Annotated in this window: 17 protein-coding genes; 8 read left to right on the plus strand and 9 right to left on the minus strand. The window is 67.5% G+C overall.

Features of this window, described 5'->3' with window-relative positions; translation table 11 throughout:
• Positions 1-56 precede the first annotated feature (56 nt).
• Entirely contained in the window at positions 57-1,604 is a 1,548-nt protein-coding gene (gene guaA / locus AC5L3X_RS18350) for a glutamine-hydrolyzing GMP synthase (RefSeq protein ID WP_494858272.1), read from the plus strand.
• A gap of 140 nt (positions 1,605-1,744) precedes the next feature.
• Here the strand turns inward: guaA and AC5L3X_RS18355 are convergent, their stop codons facing one another.
• Positions 1,745-3,226, minus strand: a complete 1,482-nt coding sequence (locus AC5L3X_RS18355) for a serine/threonine-protein kinase (protein ID WP_494858274.1) — start codon at positions 3,224-3,226, stop codon at positions 1,745-1,747.
• A gap of 64 nt (positions 3,227-3,290) precedes the next feature.
• Positions 3,291-4,466, minus strand: coding sequence for a DUF418 domain-containing protein (locus AC5L3X_RS18360; protein ID WP_494858275.1), 1,176 nt, complete (start codon positions 4,464-4,466; stop codon positions 3,291-3,293).
• 418 nt (positions 4,467-4,884) lie between these two features.
• Between AC5L3X_RS18360 and AC5L3X_RS18365 the strand changes: the two genes are divergently transcribed.
• A complete protein-coding gene (locus tag AC5L3X_RS18365) occupies positions 4,885-6,735 on the plus strand; it encodes a DNA/RNA helicase domain-containing protein (RefSeq protein ID WP_494858276.1) in 1,851 nt (616 codons plus the stop codon).
• Between the two features lie 267 nt (positions 6,736-7,002).
• On the opposite strand, the gene AC5L3X_RS18370 is transcribed toward AC5L3X_RS18365, so the two are convergent.
• Both AC5L3X_RS18370 and AC5L3X_RS18375 read right to left on the minus strand, forming a co-directional pair.
• Positions 7,003-7,284: a DUF397 domain-containing protein gene (locus AC5L3X_RS18370; protein WP_494858278.1), complete on the minus strand. Its 282-nt coding sequence runs from the start codon at positions 7,282-7,284 to the stop codon at positions 7,003-7,005.
• Positions 7,281-8,138 carry a helix-turn-helix domain-containing protein gene (locus AC5L3X_RS18375; protein ID WP_494858279.1) on the minus strand — a complete coding sequence of 286 codons (858 nt, stop codon included), beginning with the start codon at positions 8,136-8,138 and terminating at the stop codon, positions 7,281-7,283. The genes AC5L3X_RS18370 and AC5L3X_RS18375 overlap by 4 nt, the downstream gene beginning before the upstream one ends.
• A gap of 258 nt (positions 8,139-8,396) precedes the next feature.
• On the opposite strand from AC5L3X_RS18375, the gene AC5L3X_RS18380 reads away from it, so the two are divergent.
• Positions 8,397-8,702 carry a hypothetical protein gene (locus AC5L3X_RS18380; protein WP_494858281.1) on the plus strand — a complete coding sequence of 102 codons (306 nt, stop codon included), beginning with the start codon at positions 8,397-8,399 and terminating at the stop codon, positions 8,700-8,702.
• 383 nt (positions 8,703-9,085) lie between these two features.
• Here the strand turns inward: AC5L3X_RS18380 and AC5L3X_RS18385 are convergent, their stop codons facing one another.
• A complete protein-coding gene (locus AC5L3X_RS18385; protein WP_494858282.1) occupies positions 9,086-9,298 on the minus strand; it encodes a hypothetical protein in 213 nt (70 codons plus the stop codon).
• 631 nt (positions 9,299-9,929) lie between these two features.
• Between AC5L3X_RS18385 and AC5L3X_RS18390 the strand changes: the two genes are divergently transcribed.
• Together AC5L3X_RS18390 and AC5L3X_RS18395 are read left to right on the plus strand one after the other, a co-directional pair.
• Positions 9,930-10,148, plus strand: coding sequence for a nucleotidyl transferase AbiEii/AbiGii toxin family protein (locus tag AC5L3X_RS18390; protein WP_494858283.1), 219 nt, complete (start codon positions 9,930-9,932; stop codon positions 10,146-10,148).
• A 31-nt stretch (positions 10,149-10,179) separates the two neighbouring features.
• A complete protein-coding gene (locus AC5L3X_RS18395) occupies positions 10,180-10,569 on the plus strand; it encodes a nucleotidyl transferase AbiEii/AbiGii toxin family protein (protein ID WP_494858285.1) in 390 nt (129 codons plus the stop codon).
• On the opposite strand, the gene AC5L3X_RS18400 is transcribed toward AC5L3X_RS18395, so the two are convergent.
• Positions 10,528-10,767, minus strand: coding sequence for a hypothetical protein (locus AC5L3X_RS18400; protein WP_494858287.1), 240 nt, complete (start codon positions 10,765-10,767; stop codon positions 10,528-10,530). The two genes, AC5L3X_RS18395 and AC5L3X_RS18400, sit on opposite strands and share 42 nt — an antisense overlap.
• A gap of 185 nt (positions 10,768-10,952) precedes the next feature.
• On the minus strand, positions 10,953-11,426 hold the full coding sequence (locus tag AC5L3X_RS18405; RefSeq protein WP_494858289.1) for a hypothetical protein: 474 nt from the start codon (positions 11,424-11,426) through the stop codon (positions 10,953-10,955).
• A 278-nt stretch (positions 11,427-11,704) separates the two neighbouring features.
• Between AC5L3X_RS18405 and AC5L3X_RS18410 the strand changes: the two genes are divergently transcribed.
• Entirely contained in the window at positions 11,705-12,145 is a 441-nt protein-coding gene (locus AC5L3X_RS18410; RefSeq protein ID WP_494858291.1) for a YybH family protein, read from the plus strand.
• 84 nt (positions 12,146-12,229) lie between these two features.
• Here the strand turns inward: AC5L3X_RS18410 and AC5L3X_RS18415 are convergent, their stop codons facing one another.
• Positions 12,230-13,264 carry a helix-turn-helix domain-containing protein gene (locus tag AC5L3X_RS18415; protein WP_494858293.1) on the minus strand — a complete coding sequence of 345 codons (1,035 nt, stop codon included), beginning with the start codon at positions 13,262-13,264 and terminating at the stop codon, positions 12,230-12,232.
• Between the two features lie 108 nt (positions 13,265-13,372).
• Between AC5L3X_RS18415 and AC5L3X_RS18420 the strand changes: the two genes are divergently transcribed.
• Positions 13,373-14,269: an alpha/beta hydrolase gene (locus AC5L3X_RS18420; protein ID WP_494858295.1), complete on the plus strand. Its 897-nt coding sequence runs from the start codon at positions 13,373-13,375 to the stop codon at positions 14,267-14,269.
• A 78-nt stretch (positions 14,270-14,347) separates the two neighbouring features.
• On the opposite strand, the gene AC5L3X_RS18425 is transcribed toward AC5L3X_RS18420, so the two are convergent.
• Positions 14,348-15,187 carry a TetR/AcrR family transcriptional regulator gene (locus AC5L3X_RS18425; RefSeq protein ID WP_494858297.1) on the minus strand — a complete coding sequence of 280 codons (840 nt, stop codon included), beginning with the start codon at positions 15,185-15,187 and terminating at the stop codon, positions 14,348-14,350.
• A gap of 115 nt (positions 15,188-15,302) precedes the next feature.
• On the opposite strand from AC5L3X_RS18425, the gene AC5L3X_RS18430 reads away from it, so the two are divergent.
• On the plus strand, positions 15,303-15,776 hold the full coding sequence (locus AC5L3X_RS18430) for a flavodoxin family protein (protein ID WP_494858299.1): 474 nt from the start codon (positions 15,303-15,305) through the stop codon (positions 15,774-15,776).
• Positions 15,777-15,820: the final 44 nt, after the last annotated feature.

The following is a 15,820-nucleotide window of genomic DNA, read 5'->3' on the forward strand; positions in this document are numbered from 1 at the left end:
CGGGTGCTGCCGATACACTGGAGACACCGCATTCGCCTTCATGGGGGTATCTCTCGGTGTCTGATTTCGACACAGTGCTCGTGGTCGACTTCGGCGCGCAGTACGCGCAGTTGATCGCCAGGCGGGTGCGCGAGTGCCACGTCTACTCCGAGATCGTGCCCTCGACGATGCCGGTCGAGGAGATGCTGGCCAAGCGGCCCAAGGCGATCATCCTGTCCGGCGGCCCCTCCTCGGTCTACGCCGACAACGCCCCGGCCGTCCCCGTGGGTCTGTTCGAGACCGGAGTGCCCACGTTCGGCATCTGCTACGGCTTCCAGGCGATGGCCCAGGCGCTGGGCGGCGAGGTGGCCCGCACCGGCGTCGCCGAATACGGCGGCACCGAGCTCGACGTGCTCCAGGAGGGCGTGATCTTCGCCGGGCTGCCCGCGGCGCAGAAGGTCTGGATGTCCCACGGCGACAGCGTCGCCGCCGCCCCCGAGGGGTTCGCGGTGACCGCCTCCACTCGCGAGACTCCGGTCGCCGCCTTCGAGCACCCCCAGCGGGGCCTCTACGGCGTGCAGTTCCACCCCGAGGTGCTCCACTCCGAGCACGGCCAGGCGGTGCTCAGGCACTTCCTCGACGCGGCGGGCTGCCGCCCCTCCTGGACCATGCTCAACATCGTCGAAGAGTCCGTCGAGGCGGTCCGCCGCCAGGTCGGCGACGGCCGGGCGATCTGCGCGCTGTCCGGCGGCGTCGACTCCGCCGTGGCCGCCGCGATCGTGCAGCGCGCCATCGGCGACCGGCTGACCTGCGTCTTCGTCGACCACGGGCTGCTGCGCAAGGGCGAGGCCGAGCAGGTCGAACGCGACTTCGTGGCCGCCACCGGCGTCAAGCTCCGGGTCGTCGACGCCGCCGACCGCTTCCTGAAGGCGCTCGACGGCGTGACCGACCCGGAGGAGAAGCGCAAGATCATCGGACGCGAGTTCATCCGCGTCTTCGAGGACGAGCAGCGCGCGATCATGGCCGACGGCCCGGTCGACTTCCTCGTCCAGGGCACCCTCTACCCCGACGTGGTCGAGTCGGGCGGCGGCACCGGCACCGCCAACATCAAGTCCCACCACAACGTCGGCGGCCTGCCCGAAGACCTCCAGTTCACCCTGGTCGAGCCGCTGCGCACGCTGTTCAAGGACGAGGTGCGGCGGGCCGGTGAGGAGCTCGGGCTGCCGTCGGCCATGGTGTGGCGTCAGCCGTTCCCCGGTCCCGGCCTCGGCATCCGCATCATCGGCGAGGTCACCCGCGAGCGGCTCGACCTGCTGCGCGAGGCCGACGCCATCGCCCGGGAGGAGCTGTCGCGGGCGGGGCTCGACCGTGAGATCTGGCAGTGCCCGGTGGTGCTGCTCGCCGACGTCCGCTCCGTCGGCGTCCAGGGCGACGGTCGCACCTATGGTCATCCGGTGGTGCTGCGCCCGGTGTCGTCCGAGGACGCCATGACGGCCGACTGGTCCCGGGTGCCGTACGACGTGCTCTCCCGCATCTCCACCCGCATCACCAACGAGGTCCGCGACGTCAACCGCGTCGTCCTCGACGTCACCAGCAAGCCCCCGGGCACCATCGAGTGGGAATGATCGCCGCACGCGGCTGACCCTTTTCATCCTGTACGGCACAGCCAACGGCACGCCAAACGCCGCACGAGGCCGGGCTCTGTCCAGGGAGACGCCCGCTGACCGGTCAGTGGCGGGCCGCCGCTACGGCGTCTGCTTCACCGTCAGCTCTCCGTGATGACCACGTTCTTGAAGATGCCAAGATCTTTGAGATCGACGTCGACGGCCTTGGCAGTCTTGGGAACCTTGCCGAAGGCCGCGTAGGCCCGAGCGGTTCTTCCCTCATGCAGGATTGCGCCGGGCGGCCATTGTGTGCATGCGCACCTGCTGTTCTCGAACATGGGAGTGACAGGAAACAGCTCGTCGGGAACGATCAACTCGATCCCCTCGGTGCCCTGCTTGCCCGACTGAATCAGACCGAACAGGCTGATGAACGTCCCTCCGCCGTCGTTCCTGATCGTGTATCGCAGCATGACCTTGTCGCCTTGCCAGGTCAGGGAGTCGATCTGAACGTGGCCGCGGGCCTTCACGCCGCGTACGTCAGTGTGGGCGAAAGTACGCCCCGCGGATTCGCTGCCCGGTGTGACGATCCCCGTTGCGAGGGGCGTGCCGGCGGGCTTGGGCGTGGTGGCGGTCGCGGTCTTGGTCGTCGGGGATGGGGTGGCAGTCGTGTCCTGCTGCCACGGGCGGAACAGGCCCAACCAGGCGCCGGTGCTGATCAAGGTGGCCAGGGCGGCAGCGACCGCGGGTGCCATCCAGCGGCTGGATGATCGAGGGCGGGACGGTGAGGGCTCCTCCGGCGTGAGCAGTGGCGTCCAAGCGTCACTGACGGCCCGCGTCGCGGCGTTCACGGTTGCGCGTTCGCGGCCCAGAAGGTGGTCCAGCAAGTGCTGGGTGGTGGGGCGGCGAGCGGGATCCTTCTGCAGGGCTTGCTCCACCAGCGGGCGCAGCCGCTCGTCCAGGCCATCCAGGGTGGGGACGTGGTGCGCGACCCGGAACAGCACCTCGGGCATCTCGCCGGTGCCGAACGGCGGCCGGCCGGTGCCCGCGTAGGTGACGACGCCGCCCCAGGCGAACACATCGCTGGCGGGCGTGAGCAAGCCTCCGTTGGCCTGCTCTGGAGCCATATAGGCGGGGGTGCCGGCCACGGTGACCGATTGGGTGGCCTCGGGGTCGGCCAGGCGGGCGATGCCGAAGTCGATGACACGCGGCCCGACGGCGCTCAGCAGGATGTTGGACGGTTTGAGGTCGCTGTGCACGACACCGGCCTGGTGAATGGCGGCCAGCGCGGTGGCGACCCCGACGGCCAGGGCCTCCAGATTGGCGCCGTGCATCGGCCCCTGCCGCTCGATCATGGTGGACAGATCCGGGCCCTCGACGTATTCGGTGACGAGGAAGGCCGTCTCCCCGTCGATCCCGGCGTCGAGCACAGGCGCCGTGCAGAACCGGGCCACCTGCCGGGCCGCTTCGGCCTCCCGGGTGAAGCGCCGCCTGAAGTCCTCACGTCCAGCCAGTTCAGGCCGCAGCACCTTGAGCGCGACGAGCCGGAACTCGGGGTCCTGGGCGAGGTAGACGATGCCCATGCCCCCTTCGCCCAGCTTGCGGATGAGCGTGTATCGGCCGATTCGCCGGGTCTGCTCGGTCACGTACGCATTCTGGCGATCACATCAGTGCTTGTGAACCTCCGTGTCAGGGCGGCACCGCACTCGATCAAGCCCGTCGTTGACGGTAGGCGAGGCGGCGCAGCAGGATCTCCGCCGGGCCACGGTGACCGAAGCGCCGCATCAGATCGGCGATCACGAGTGACAGCAGCCACGTCGCCGCTGCCACCCCCGTGGCGCCCGCGAGCCCGAGATCGCCCTGCAGCCCGAGTCCGTACGGACCGAAGACCACCACGAACACGACCGACTGGAACAGATACAGGCTCATCGAGCGCTGACCGAGCGCTTCGACGGCGACGGTCAGGCGACCGCGCCGCCGCGCGGCCACGAGAGCGATCAACCCGAACGCCCCGGCCATCCCGATGCCGCTCAGGTATCCGGTGAGCGGCTGGGCGAGCGCCACGATCCACAGCGCGGCCTGCGACGGCTCGGCCCACACCCCTGCCTGGATGAGCCCGGCGGGAACGGCGCCGGCGAGAGACACGACCATGGTGATCACCGTGGCGCGCACCAGGAACGTCCGGCGCCGCTCGGGCTCGTCCAGGACGCGCCGCCGCGCCGCCCACATACCGAGGATCACCCCGGGAACGACCATGATGACGCCCGTGACCAGGCTGAACGGCCAGATCGCCAGCCTGCCGACGAACATCTCCCACAGACCGCTCGTACCCGCGGCTACGCTGCCCGCGGCGTACGTCGAGATGCCCTGCGACAGCGGATACCACATCCCCGCCCCCACCAGCAGGGTGGCGGGCACCAGGGTCAGCCCTGCCGTCCACAGCAGCGTCGCGTCCCTGGCCCGCAGCAGGCCGACGAGCAGGACGGCGCTGAGCCCGTACACGGCGAGAATGTCGATGGGCACCAGCACCGCCACATGCACGAAGCCGATCACCACCAGCCACCATCCCCGGCGGCGCAGCAGCTTGCGGACGGCCGGCCAGTCATCGCCCCGCCGCGTCTGCCGGCGCAGTAGTTGCACCAGCGCGTAGCCGAACAGGAAGGCGAACATCGGCCGCGCGTGGTTGTTGACGAAGAGCAGGTGGAAGAAACCGGCGATCTCATTGGCCCAAGCCGGGCCCCGGTCGACGGCGACCACGAACAGCGGCGCGTGCGCGAACGCGATGGCCAGCAGCATCCCGCCCCGAGCGAGGTCAGGGGCGAGCGCTCGCGCGGCGGTGCCCGGCCGGCCGGACGGCGAAGCGGGCTCCTGGATCGACGTGCTCAAGGCTCATTCCTCCGGAAGGCCCGTCTCGTGACCGGCTGCGAAGAGCGGCTCCGGGAACGTGTCATGCGTCTCTCCTCCTCCGCCACCCCCCGTATGCCGGGGTGCCCCTGATCAACGGGAGGGATCGTGGACTTCGAACGCTACGGACGAGATCCCGCACCCGGAATGAACTCAGCTGCAGACCGGGGTGTACCTGGACACAGCGTCACCGCCGGCCCGCAACGAGGATCCGAAAGCTGGTAATCGGGGACCGGGGCGAGGGGAGATCCCGGTAATCTTCTGGACGTATCGGTGATGCGGCCCGACGGGCTTCCGCTGTGATGGCGGACATGCCCCCATACCGCACGAGTCTTTCGTGCTGCCTGGGGGTACGTCCGTGGCCGTTTTCCGGCATTCGGCGGAAAGCCTGGTCCAGTTGGTGTCCGAGTCGGTGCCCGAGCGCGTCCTCAGTGATGTGATCGCCGACTACCTGCTTGCTACCCAGGGCATCAATCCCGGCAAGGGTGAACGCAGGTCGTGGGACCGGAGCATCCCGATTCTGGCCCGGGATCTGGTCGAAGCCGGACTTGGTGGCGTCGAGATGCTCATCGAGTATCAGCTCCCGTTGACCAGCAAGCGGGCCGACGTCATTCTCGCCGGACGCGACCGGCGCACGGGTGCCGACTCCTATCTGATCGTCGAGCTCAAGCAGTGGAGCCAGGCGGAACTGTACGAGGACGACGCCGATCTGGTCCTGGTGCCCGGGATGGGTGATCGGCCCAAGCTTCACCCGGTGGTGCAGGTGCGCGGCTACTGCGAATATCTGGCCGATTTCGTCGGTGCCCTGGACCAGCACCGGAACGCGGTGCGCGGAGTGGCCTACCTGCACAACGCCAGCGACCCGGACATCCACGATCTCTACGACCATGTCGAGGACGAGCGGACCCGGCTGTTCAGCAAGACGCGCCGGGGCCAGTTCGTCGACTATCTCAGAGGGCAGTTCGCCGCCGAGCCTGGGGCCGCGGCGGCGGATCGCCTGCTGTCCAGCGCCATCCGGCCGTCCAAGCAACTGCTGAAGGCCGCCGCCGGTGAGATCAAGAATCGCGATCAGTTCGTCTTGCTGGCCGAGCAGCGGCTGGCCTACGGGATCGTGCTGCATGCGGTGGAGAAGGCTCGGGCGGGGGACTCGAAGCAGGTTGTGATCATCACGGGAGGGCCGGGCTCCGGCAAGAGCGTCATCGCGCTGTCCCTGCTGGGTGAGCTCTCCGACCGTGGCTACTCGGCACTGCACGCCACCGGTTCGCGGTCCTTCACCGAGACGATGAGGCGTGTTGTCGCCAAGGGGTCGACCCGGATGAAGGCGATGTTCAAGTACTTCAACAACTTCATGATGGCCAAGCCCAACGATCTGGACGTGCTGATCTGCGACGAGGCCCACCGCATTCGCGAGACCTCGGCCAACCGGTTCACCAGATCGGCCCAGCGAACGGGCCGGCCACAACTGGACGAGTTGATCGCCGCGGCGAGGGTGCCGGTCTTCCTGCTGGATGAGCATCAGGTGGTGCGGCCGGGTGAGATGGGGCGGGTCGGCGACATCACCGCCTACGCCCACTCTCTCGGCCTTGCCGTGCACCAGGTCGATCTGGACGCGCAGTTCCGCTGTGGCGGGAGCCGCAAGTACGAGGAGTGGGTGCTGCGCCTGTTAGGTCTGGACGGCGACGCTCCGGAGGCGTGGACGGGGGACGATCATTTCGCGGTTTCCCTCACCGAGTCGCCCTACGAACTGGAGGCCCTGCTGCGGGACAGGCTGGAGGCGAGCTACTCGGCGCGGATGACGGCCGGGTTCTGCTGGCCCTGGAGCTCCCCGAACGGAGATGACAGCCTGGTCGCGGACGTGCGGGTCGGTGACTGGGCGCGACCGTGGAACGTCAAGGGCGACAGGGCTGTGGGGAACGCTCCGGCCAGTGCCTTCTGGGCCACGGCGCCGGGCGGATTCGAGCAGGTGGGGTGCGTCTACACCGCACAGGGCTTCGAGTACGACTGGAACGGCGTGATCTTCGGCCCGGATCTCGTCTATCGCGATGGCAAGCTGGTCACCGTCCGCAGCGCCAGCAAGGACCCGGCGCTGATGCGGAAGGGGGTCAGTGACGAGCAGGCGGACCGGCTGATCCGCAACACCTACAAGGTGCTGTTGACTCGAGGCATGATGGGCACCGCCGTGTACTCGGTCGATCCAGCGACGCAGGAGTTCCTCGCCAAGCTACTGGAGTCACGTGCGACCGCGCGCTGACGCGTCCTCACCCAGGGGCCTCTTGATGGGAGCGCGCACTCCGGCGACGTTGTTGCGCGGCAGCCGCTCGGCCAAGCCAAGGCCACCGACGCCCCCCGCGGCGAGCCCTACGAACACGAGTAAAGGCGGCAGAACTCCATCATGTGATCGGAGATCGTGAGGTGTGGGTCACAAAGGGCCAGCGGAACGAGGCTCGCGTCCGCGCGGTTCACTGTCTGCTGCACCGGCTGAGATGGAGTTGGCAGGTGCCGGCATGTTGGCCTATCTCTATGAGAGGTCGTCGAACTCTCCTGCGACGAGCCCATGTCGAAAAGCCGCGAACTCGCTACGAGTGAAGTACAGCCGGGGACCGTCGGGGTCTTTGGAATCACGTAGTGCGATCAGGGGCCCATCGTCGGCCTTGTGCGCGGCTCCCACTGCCCGAGTGTCGAGGTCGCCGTCCAGCAGGGCCACCTCGACACAATTTCCACCCGTTCCGTTGGAGAGGCTGGACTTCCGCCATGCCACGTGATCAGTCTGCTCGTGGGTCTCATCTCGCCTGCTGTTCACGATGTACCTCCTGATGCCTGTTCGATCAGGCTTCGGGTCGCATCGGGTCCCAGTGCTCGTGCCCGTAGGTGATCGAAAAGCCGATTGTAAGCATTTACGTCATTAGGGGCTTCCAGGTAGATACTTCCCCTCCAATACTCGACGTACACGACATCTGGATCGGACGGCTTGGGGAACTTGAGGATGCTGAACCCGCCGTTCATAGCTGGATGGGCGCCGCTGTCGAAGACGAGGACTTGGATGTTGATGGGGTTCTGTTGCGACAGGTGAAGAAGGTGGCGCAATTGACGCTGCATGACGTCTTTTCCTCCCACTTCGCGTCGAATGACCGCTTCGTTTAGTACCATCCACATCTCGGGTGGCGTTGCTGACGTCAGCAGCTCTTGGCGCTTCATGCGAATCGAGAGGCTTTGGGTGAGTTCCTCATCCGGAGCGAGAGTCGGCTCCGCGCCCATGACGGCTCGCGCGTACTCCTCCGTCTGGAAGAGGCCAGGCACGTACTCGGTCTCGTAGCCGCAGATGGACGAGGCGTCCTCTTCGAGACCCACATAGCTCTGGAAGTACTCGGGAATCGTGTCGGACATTTTGTCCCACCAGCCGCGTTTCCGTGCGTCGCGGGCGAGTTGGAGCAGGACTTCCCTGGTGTGTGCCGGCACCTCGTAGATCTCCAGCAACATGGTCACATCGGAGATGCGGGCACCTACCAGGGCCGCCTCGATGCGGGTGACGGTCGGTGCCGAACATCCCAGGCGCTCGGCGACCGCATCGCGGGACAGGCCCTTCTCTTTGCGTAGGCTGCGCAGGATGGCGGCCAGGCGACGCTGGCGTGCTGATGGACTGCGCCGAGCTGTCATGTCGCCTCCGGTGCGGGGATGCTGGCCGATCTTGGATGCAGAACTGAACAAAGTGCATTCTGTAAACTCTCTTGCACTAAGAGTAGTCGTCGAGGCACACTCTGTGAGGGGTAATGCTCGAACCGGCATGGCTTTCTCCGGTCGGCTCAGCACGCTGCGAGGGTGCAGACGGATTGTTGATCCGCACCACGTGCAGTGTGCGTTGGTGCAGCTCCCTGGCCTGCTGATCGGCTCCGCACGTAAAGGGTGGCTGGATCGATGCGACGCACGCGACGGCAGGACAACCGGCAACAGGGGCCGACCTCGCCGACTCCCGAACAGGTGCAGTTCCTCTACCTGTCCCAGCTCGCCTGGGCGCTGAAGAGGCGTGGCCTGGCGGTCTCGGTGCAGTTGCCGCGACGCGACGAGCCGTGCGTCTCGATCCAGCGGGCGGCGGGGCCGTTGCTCGTACGGGCCTCGCTGCGTGGCGAGCGGTGGGTGTTCACGTGGGGGCGGGGTCGGGACCGGCGGGTGGACGCCCTTGACGAGTGCGCGTTCGAGCGGGTGTGGGAGGTGGCGCAGTGAGTGGTCAGGTTCTGGTCGAGCTGACGTTTCCGGGCCTGGCGGCCTGGGTGCCGCTGGCCCGGTGCTGGGTCGCGGACGCCCTGACGACCGCGGGGCATCGCGACATGGACGATGCCCGGCTTATCACCAGCGAGCTGGTGGGCAACGCCGTGTTGCACACCGGTTCGGGCCGGCCGGGCGGCCTGGTCATGGTGCGGGTCTCGGAGGTCGGTGACGCGGTGGCCAGGATCGAGGTGATCGATGCGGGCGCGAAGACTACGAGTTCTGCGCGGCCGGTGGGCTGGCGTGGGTGCGCAGGACAGATCGGCTTGCGGCCGGGCCGACCGTCAAGGAGAGCCATCCAGGCTCGTACGGTGCGGTCGAAGAGCTGTGGGAGAGGCTCCTCACAGGCGAGGCCCGATCATCGACGGCCCGCTATCGCAGGGTGAAGCGGTGGCGCATGCCCGGAACGCGACCCGCGCCGAAGGGGTGCTCAGGAGTAGCGCGGTGAGCCCCAGGCAAGCCACGGCCATGAACAGCCACGGGTCCTTGGTCTCCAGCACCTGGAGTAGGGCGAGACCGATGCCGGTGAGCACCGTGACGAGCGTGAACACCACGACGGTGCTGTTGACGTGCCGGCTCTCGTCGTCACGGGCGAGCCGGTTGAAGTCGCTGATCTCGGTGAGGATCTGCTCGCAGCGTTCCCGAAGTGCGTGCTGCCGCTACCCGCCTGCACAGTTACGCCCTGCTACGGCAGCAGTCAATCCTGCTCTTCTGAATGAACTGACCACATATGGTTACCACCGAATCTGTGCCAGAGCTGAGGCTGGACTTCCCTGTGGGCGAACTGTTCGATTCTCGGATGAGCAACACCGTTAGCAAGGTCGTCCTGCATGATCAGGACTGAATCGGTCACACTGGAAGCATGGACGTTAGGGGATACGGAGCACTTCGGCCTTACGCGGTGCCAGCGACGCTGGAAGAGCTCACCGGGCCCATCAGAGGTGTCGTCTCACTTCCCCACCACCTCGACTGGGGGCCAAAGCGCAGCTACGACCTGGAACAGATTGCTGACGCGCGGCTGATGTATATGCGCGTGATCCGGGAAAGCGCCACGCCTGACGACCTGCGACGCTTCCTTAATGTGTCGCTCCTGCGGAGGCTTTGGCCCGAGTTGATCTTGCCGCCCCGGGTTCGGGCCTTGTGGCTAGAGCGATTCCCCGAACTCCAGCACCAAGCTGCCGCCTAATGGACGAATTCCACCATCGCCTGGCGCGTATCGCACTCGCAGCAGCTGCGGACCACGGATTCGCCCTGGCAGGCGGCTATGCGGTGCAGGCCTATGGCGTACTCCAGCGGCCCAGCGAAGACATCGACCTGTTCACATCGAGCCTCCGCGACGACTTCGCCGGGTGTCAGCAAGATCTGTGCCGCCTACACCGCCCAAGGCCTTACCGTCAAAGTTGATCTCGACAGCCCTCACTTCGTCCGACTCGGTGTGTCCGACCCTGCGATCAGTCGGACCAGCAAGGTGGAGCTAGCCACCGATTTGCGGGCTCACCCACCGGTCACCATGGAGATCGGTCCGGTTGTCCACCTCGAAGACGTCGCGGGCGGCAAGGTCGAGGCCCTGTTCACGCGAGCAGAAGTTCGCGACTTCATCGACGTCGACGCGTTTCTCACCAGTGGTCGGTTTACCCGTGACCAACTGCTTGACCTCGCTGCATCCCGCGATCTGGGCTTTGACCGCGCCGTGTTCGCACAGATGCTCTCCGCTCTGGAGCTCTATCCGGATAGCGAGTTCCTTGCCTATGGCCTGACAGAACCTGGAGTGCATGAGCTGCGCTCACGGTTCAACACGTGGCGTACAGATCTGGCTCAGGCATGAGAGCCCGCTGACAAAGGGTTTGGTCGCTGAGGTCGGGACCAGGGAAGGCCTGGGGCCAATCGCGCTGGCCGGGGTGAGGATCTCGCGCGGGGCATGGGAGCCGTTCCGCATCACCAGGCGGCGTCCGTTGGTATCGCGCTCCTCGGCGAAGGCGGCGATGTAGGCGTCCACCTCGGACTGCAGTGCGGCGGCGAGCATCGTGCGGGCACCCTCGCGGACGATGTGATCGATTAGTGAGGAAGATCCGGCACAGACGGGCTCGCGGTCGTCAGCCGGCAATTCGGGCACTACGGCACGGGTGTGCCTTCCCGACCAACGTTGGCGCGTTGGCCGGACTCAGTCTCGGTGATCTCTGGGGCGTCGATGACCTGGCCGTGATCGCCTCAGCAGGGCCAGGTGGACGCACTCACCTCGAAGGTGTCCTCCGGCTCCGGGGCGAACCAGAGATTGAGGCTGACCTCTGCACCCTCGACCTCCTTGACCATGCACCTCGGCTCGTCAGCGGAGCCCTCGATGGGAAGGAGCGTCCAGTCGTTGCGCAGGGCGAGGGCTTGATAGAAGGACTCAATATTCTTGGATGAGCCATGCTGCCCCGGAAGGCGATAGGAGCGGCTGATGGTGGCATGGTGGTCGTCGGTGTCGGTGCACCCGCGGTCGCGCTCTCCGGTCGGGGCTGCGCCGGTCGGGGCGGCGTCCAGGACGTCGAACGACGCCAAGGCGGCCTCGACGCTGTCGTAGTTCTTGCCGCAGACCCTCCGGTGCTCCCAGACCTCGGAGATCAGGGGGCCAGCGGCGAGACCGGCCACCACCAGTAAACTCGCGACCGCCATCACCGAACAGCCGAGCACCCTTTTCACGACCGCGACCATAGCGGCCTCAGCGCTGTTGCCAGCCGCTTGGGAACAATGCGGACGAATCGAGTGGTGTGACCCGGTGCCGCGTTTCGATCGAGTCCGGTCCTGCGGCACACCTGCGAGTGCAGGGCGCGTCTACGAGTTCTGTGCGGCTGGCGGGCTGGCATGGGTGCGCAGGACCGCGGTCCGGGGGTTTCATCGGGCCTGACATCCCGGGGTGCTGTGTCGTCGGTTTGGTGGAAAGCCCGAGATTTCACACCGATGGGAAGTGATGGGTAGCGATGCCTGCGCAGCGCGAGGTAGACGAAGCCAAGATCAAGCAGCAGGTGGAGAAGATCGTCGAAGGAATCCGCGCCAAGGACCTCGACGGCCTGAGGCAGCTTTACGCGACAGACGTCGTCTCCTTCGACGTCGAGCCGCCGCTGCAGCACGTGGGGATAGCGGCGAAGATGGAGAACTGGACGAGGGCGTTCACGCTCTTCCAGGATGTGAATTATGAGCTTCGCGACCTGACCTTCACCGTGGGCGGTGACGTGGCGTTCGGCCACGGTTTCGGTCGGCTCAGCGGCACGCTGCAGAACGGGACGGCGACGAGTGGCATGTGGGTCCGGGCCACGTTGTGCTTCCGGAAGAGCGACGACCATTGGTTGATCGCGCATGACCAGGCCTCTGTGCCGTTCGACATCGCGAGCGGCAGGGGCGTGGCCGACCTCGAGCCCTGACGAGTCGCCGACGTCGGGGGCGTCGCGGGCTACCTCCTGCTCCAGCTCGGCCGTGGTCATTCGGGTCACATCTGATGTTCTGCCTCAGTCATTGAGCAGCCGCCACGCGGTCAGCGCGATCCTGGCCCGGGTCAGTCCGGTGGGCTCGGTGAGGTCGACGCTCAGGGCCTTTCCGAGCTGTTGGATACGGCGGGCGACGCTGCTGTGGTGAAGGTGGAGCAGGTCGGCGGCCCGGCGCAGGGAGCCGGTGGCGCAGTAGGCGTCCAGCGTGTCCAGATCCTCCGGGCTGCCGGCCAGGCGGGCGATCGCGGCCACGTCGGCGTTGTCGCGCAAGGCGGCCGGAGGGATCTCGGCCAGGAGCGCCAGCGCGCCCAGGCTGCCGTAGCGGACGACCGGCTGACCTGGGCTGGTGAAGCGGAGGGCGGTGCGGGCCTGCAGCCAGGATCGGTCGGGGCTTTCCACCGAGCCGATGCCGGCCAGGACACCTGCCGGGAAGCGGTCCGGGTTGACGGCGGTGGCCAGGATGACACCGACGTCGGCCAGCAAGGCCGCCTTCACCGGACGGCCACGACAGATCGGGGCGCCGACCTGGTCGAGCGGGAGCGGCGAGCGTACAGCGACAACATGCATGGGCAGGTCAGCGGCGAAGCCCAGCAGGCGAAGCGCCCGGGCTCGGGCCGCCTCGTCACTGGCAGGGCTGACCGCCAGTTCGACCAGAGCTGGATCGGCCATGGTGGTGCCGGTCGGGCCGTACTGCTCGACGACCGCTGCGGCGGCGATGGACAGCCGCTCCAGCAGCACCGCGTCGAGCGGACCTGGCGGACCGGCGCGCTCCAGCCACACCGTGCCGATCTTCTCCTCGTCGAGGGTGATCGACGTCGCGCTGGACGTGGGAGCCGGTGGGTCGGACGCCTGCCGGCCGTCGGGCGCGAAACGGATCACCCGGCCGGTGCCGTTGATCCGGATCGCGGCCACGCACTCAGCCAGGCCCGCCGAGGCCCGGGCGAGGGCAGGGAGGTCGACCCGGCGGCGCATCAGCGTGTCGTAGAACATCACGACCCGGATCGCGCCTTCGACTTGGGAGTCCAGGTGCGACAGCCGTACGGCGAGGGCCTCCATGACAGCAGGATAGGCGGGGATCGTCGCGCCGATCGGCGCTTGATCGGGGCCGCATGACCGACGCATGGCGGATGACCTCTCGCGGCGGCGACCGGAAGGATGATCGGCATGGATCCCGAACTCGAGGCATTCGTCCCCTTGATCCCGCGTCCCGACTACAGCGACCCGGTCTCCGAGCGCGAGAACATCGCCAAGCTGGTGGCCTTGTTGCCCGCGCCTGACACCTCCGCGATGGAGGTGAGCAACCGCAGCGTGCCCGCGGACCCGGAGGTGCCGGTACGCGTCTACCGGCCGCAGGCGGCCCAGGGCGCCATCGTCTGGCTGCACGGCGGCGGCGGCATCGTGGGTGACCTCGACACCGAGCACCCCACGGCGGCGCGGCTGGCCGACGCGTCCGGGGTCATGGTGGTCTCGGTCGGCTTCCGTCTCGCTCCCGAGCATCCTTTCCCCGCCGCGCTCGACGACGGCTACGCCGTCCTGCTCTGGCTCGCCGAGAACGCCGCGGAGCTGGGCATCGACCCGGAGCGGATCGCCGTCGGCGGCATGAGCGCGGGCGGTGGTCTGGCGGCAGGCATGGCGTTGCGAGCCCGCGACGAGCGCGGACCGGCGATCCGGTTCCAGCTGCTGAACCAGCCCATGCTCGACGACCGGAGGGAGACCTGGTCGGCGCGGACCTTCACCGACACTCCCCGGTTGGACGCGGACAACCTGGCCACCATCTGGCGGCTCTATCTCGGAACCGCATCCGCCACGCCGTACGCCGCCCCGGCCAGGGCCACGGACCTGGCCGGGTTGCCGCCCGCCTACATCGCCACGGCCGAGTTCGACCCGCTGCGCGACGAGGGTCTCGGCTACGCGTTGCGGCTGTTGCAGGCTGGGGTCTCGGTCGAGTCGCACCTGTGGGCGGGCACCTGCCACGGGTCGCAGGCGATCCTGTCGGCCGAGGTGTCGCAGCGGCAGAACGCCGAACTGGCCGCCGCTCTGCGCCGGGCCCTGGCCGGGTGAAGCGTGTGAACGGTCACGGGGGACCTTCCACATCGGCTGGCTGAAGGCCCCGGTCCTGGAGACTGATGGGAAAGCGGGTCAGGTCCCGCGCTCAGCGTGGCCTTGGTCCACGAGGGTCGCGAGTTCGTCGAGGAGGGCGATCGAAGCGGCGATCCGGGCGGCGGTCCAGTGGACGGAAGGATCGGGCTCGAGGTAGGAGAGCGTGGCGGCGACAAGGGCATAGGTCGTGCTCGTCCAGTGCGACTCCATGGAAGAGCCGAACGCCCGGGCCCGAAATGACGTGCTCTCCTCGTTGACGGAGGCGCGGACCACGAACCCCGTCAGGAGCGCTCCCATGGCCTGGGACATCAACTCGAAGCCGCCGCCGCCGTCGACCGGCGGCGTGGTGAGCCGGTACCCGAACAGCTTCGGAAGGCGGCTGTACACGGCTGCGCGCAGTGCCGTGAAGGAGCGCTCCGCCGCTGCCAGTTCGGCCGTGACGACCGCGCGCAGGTCACTGTCGGGCAGGCCGCTGGAGGTCGCGCGGAGTGCGAGGTAGTCGCGCCATTCGCGCGAGGTCGCGAAGCGCTGGAAGTCGGCCTCCAAGGCGATGCGCAGGCCCTCGACGACCAGTGTCCGGCGTCCCGCTTCCGTTGCCAGCTCGCCCTGGTGCGCGGACACGAACTCCCGGAGCGCGTCGATCTCTTCGATGCCCTCCGGTTCGAGTCGGGTGTCGCGCACCACCCGCACGAGCACCGCGCGCAGGAATTCGGCCCGATTCGGCCAGTGGCGGTAGGCCGTGGCCCGGGAGACTCCCGAGTCGGCGATCGCCTCCTCCAGGCTGATGCCGTCGAGGCTCACCATGATGCCGCGCTCGCGGACCCGAGTGATTGCGGCGTCGATGATCCGGTCGGCGGGCTTGCGACGGGGACTGTTCACACTGCTAGCATGGCAAATGAGACATCATGTCTCAAGTTCTACCCGAAGAGAAAAGCGGCCTCGAAGCCCGCCCAGGATGATCCGGCCCTCGATGCTCGCACCTGCTGGAGGAACAATGCGCGTGGTGGTCGTTGTCGAGTCCTGCTTCGGTAACACCTCACAGGTGGCCGAGGCCATCATTGAGGGGTTACGCGCAGGCGGTGTCGCGGTCGAGGTGGTGTCAGCCGACTCCGCGCCGCCATCCCTGGCCGCCGACCTGGTCCTTGTCGGTGCGCCGACGCACAACATGGGCTTGCCCAGCAGTGCTTCGCGCGGTCAGGCAGCGCAGAAGGGCGGTAGCGCCCCCTCCTCTGGCGTCCGCGAGTGGATCGACCGGGTCGACTCGGTCGACGGCAGAGTCATCGCCTTTTCGACCACGACCGGTGGTCTGTTCGCCGGTTCAGCGAGCAAGGCGGTCGTCAAGGCGTTCAAGCGCCACAAGGTCCGGGCCGAACGTGGCACGGATTTCACCGTCATGGGCACACCCGGCCCTCTGGCCGACGGGGAACTCGCTCGAGCGCGCGAGTGGGGCCGCACGCTACAAGCCTGACCCGTCTGCCCGCACTCGTTGGGCGGCGGGTGTGTCGACCGCCG

The organism is Nonomuraea sp. CX421 (genome assembly GCF_059358955.1).